Annotated in this window: 2 protein-coding genes and 1 pseudogene; all 3 read left to right on the top strand. The window is 42.1% G+C overall.

Going from position 1 to position 1,008, the window contains the following annotated elements:
- Positions 1–315 (top strand): annotated as a pseudogene (locus tag AC1DVB_RS27515) (alkaline phosphatase); the annotation flags it as partial.
- 70 nt (positions 316–385) lie between these two features.
- On the top strand, positions 386–598 hold the full coding sequence (locus AC1DVB_RS27520; RefSeq protein ID WP_034312740.1) for a twin-arginine translocase TatA/TatE family subunit: 213 nt from the start codon (positions 386–388) through the stop codon (positions 596–598).
- A 148-nt stretch (positions 599–746) separates the two neighbouring features.
- On the top strand, positions 747–1,008 hold a 262-nt coding region (locus AC1DVB_RS27525), incomplete at its 3' end, for a twin-arginine translocase subunit TatC (RefSeq protein ID WP_477592006.1).

Consider the following 1,008-nt stretch of genomic DNA (forward strand, 5'->3'; position numbering starts at 1 on the left):
GATAAAATACTAAGTCAGAATCCGCATATAAAGTTCTTTAATGATTACAGGGGATATGTCCGGTGCAAAGTAACACCAGAAAAATGGAAGGCGGATTACCGTGTAGTCCCATTCGTGACAGAACCAGGTGCGGATATATCGACAAGAGCATCCTTTGTTTTTGATAAGGATCAAACAGGGCTGCGAAAGGTTGCATCAGCAGCGGTTATGGAAGGTGCACAAAAAACGAACGAAGTCGAGGAGGATCGGACACGTGCCMATAATCACGCACATGAAAAACAAAGAATGAAAAGTCAGGGGAAAGTGACTAATTGATAGGGAATCCTTATGATGCTTGACAGGAATGTAGCGAAAAAAAATGAGAAGAACAGAGGAGTGAGTAGGAATGCTTTCAAATATAGGAATACCCGGTTTGGTGATTGTCCTTGTGATTGCACTGATTATTTTTGGACCGTCCAAACTGCCGGAAATAGGCCGTGCATTTGGCCGGACATTATCCGAATTCAAAAGTGCAACCAAAGGATTGGTGAATGATACAGAAAAAGAAGAAGAAAATGAGAATAAAGCTGCATTAAGAGCTGTTAAAAAAGAGGGATGAAGTAAATGAGATAGAGCGGGCGGAAAGACTCGCCTGCTTCTTTTCATGAGAAGGGTTAGAGGGGAAGCGCTATTTGCAAAATGGCAAATAATATGTCTAAAAAGGGGGAGTGAAAGTGGAGAGTAAGGATTTACACGTTATTGAGCATATGGAGGAACTCCGAAGCAGAATCATTAAAACACTGATAGGCTTTGTGGCTTTTTTCATAATGAGCTTCATATTCGTACAGTATATTTATAATTTACTTATTAAAGATTTGGAAGGAAAGCTTGCCGTGCTCGGGCCGAGTGAGGTCCTATGGGTATATATGATTATCGCTGGGGTTTGCGCAATTGCTGCAACGATTCCGCTTGCAGCCTATCAGTTATGGCGCTTTGTGGCTCCAGCTTTGAAACCGGAAGAGAGAAGGG

It is taken from the genome of Peribacillus sp. P4_D6, assembly GCF_056401795.1.

Excerpts from the sequence above, each read along its gene's own strand:
- AC1DVB_RS27520 (WP_034312740.1), top strand. The coding sequence starts at position 386 with ATGCTTTCAAATATAGGAATACCCGGTTTGGTGATTGTCCTTGTGATT.